This window comes from Variovorax sp. P4_D9 (assembly GCF_056401695.1).
The window spans coordinates 1-1566 of sequence record NZ_JBFUIU010001370.1; the positions used below are offsets into that span (position 1 = coordinate 1).

At 61.1% G+C, this 1566-nt stretch carries 2 protein-coding genes and 1 pseudogene; 1 reads left to right on the plus strand and 2 read right to left on the minus strand.

Going from position 1 to position 1566, the window contains the following annotated elements:
* Positions 1-1189, minus strand: a 1189-nt coding sequence (locus AC1DY5_RS55050) for an FAD-dependent oxidoreductase (protein WP_478122602.1), incomplete at its 3' end; no start/stop codon positions are given.
* A pseudogene (sdhD, locus tag AC1DY5_RS55055) lies at positions 1189-1320 on the minus strand (succinate dehydrogenase, hydrophobic membrane anchor protein); the annotation flags it as partial. The gene AC1DY5_RS55050 and the pseudogene sdhD, both read right to left, overlap by 1 nt.
* A gap of 148 nt (positions 1321-1468) precedes the next feature.
* On the opposite strand from sdhD, the gene AC1DY5_RS55060 reads away from it, so the two are divergent.
* Positions 1469-1566 (plus strand): DUF4372 domain-containing protein (locus tag AC1DY5_RS55060; RefSeq protein WP_478122603.1); only part of this gene is annotated, 98 nt, incomplete at its 3' end.

A 1566-nucleotide genomic window follows, 5' to 3' on the forward strand; every position in this document is an offset into this window, starting at 1 on the left:
CGCTGACACAAGAGCACTCGCCCACGGCATAAAGGCCATCGACGACAAAGTTCGGCTCAGCGCCCTTCGGCACCACCACCTGGCCGTTGATGTTGGTCGGAATGCCACCCATCTGGTAGTGCAGCGTCGGCACAACTGGGATGGGCTCCTTCGTGATATCGACATTGGCGAAGTTGAGGCCGATTTCATAGATCGAAGGCAGCCGCTTCATGATGGTCTCGCGTCCCAGATGGGTCATGTCGAGGACCACATAGTCCTTGTTGGGGCCGCAGCCGCGTCCTTCCTTGATCTCCTGGTCCATCGAGCGAGAGACGAAGTCGCGCGGCGCCAGGTCCTTCAGAGTTGGGGCGTAGCGCTCCATGAACCGCTCGCCATTCACATTGCGCAAGATGCCGCCTTCGCCGCGGCAGCCCTCGGTCAAGAGCACACCGGCCCCGGCCACCCCCGTCGGGTGGAACTGCCAGAACTCCATATCCTGAAGAGGGATGCCCGCCCGCGCAGCCATGCCGAGACCATCGCCAGTGTTCGTGAACGCATTGGTCGAAGCGGCGAAGACTCGCCCGGCGCCGCCAGTCGCGAGCATCGTCGTCTTCGCTTGTAGGATATGGACGTCTCCCGTCTCCATCTCGAGGGCCGTGATGCCGAGCACATCGCCCTCGGCGTCACGGATCAGGTCCAGCGCCATCCACTCGACAAAGAAGTTAGTTCGAGCTTTGATGTTCTGCTGGTACAGCGTATGGAGCAAGGCGTGGCCGGTGCGATCGGCCGCGGCGCAGGCGCGCTGGACAGMTTTTTCGCCGTAGTTGGCGGTGTGGCCACCGAACGGCCGTTGATAGATCGTGCCGTCGGGGTTGCGGTCAAACGGCATGCCAAAGTGTTCGAGTTCATAGACAAGCTTCGGCGCCTCGCGGCACATGAACTCGATCGCATCCTGGTCGCCGAGCCAGTCGGAACCCTTGATGGTGTCGTAAAAGTGGTAGTGCCAGTTGTCGTCGCTCATGTTCGACAGCGATGCGGCGATCCCACCCTGCGCCGCCACCGTGTGGGAGCGGGTGGGAAACACCTTGGACACCACGGCCACATTGAGGCCGGCGCGAGCCAGTTGGAGCGAGGCACGCATGCCGGAGCCGCCAGCACCGACGATCACAACGTCGAACCTGCGTCGGGGAAGAGAAGCGCCCAGTTGCATTACAACCTCCACAGTACTTGGGCCGCCCAACTCGTGCAACCCACCAACCAGACGATTGAGAACACCTGAAGCATCAGCCTGAGAGCGACCGGCTTCACGTAGTCCATCCAGATGTCGCGCATCCCCGCCCACGCGCCCTGCTCAAAGGAACCGCTATGGCTGACCACTCTTGTCCAAGACAGAAGGCGTTGAGCCATCCCGATGCGTGGGGTAAAAAGTTGTCGCCAAACGAACTTCCACCCCACTCACGAGAGGCCCAACGTGAAAGCATCATGCAGCATGTTCAGTCAGATCCTCAAGCTGATTCCGCGCATCGAGTTCGAGCACATCGTCAAGCGCACCCAGGCTGAATACGCGTCCAAGGGCTTCTCCAGTTG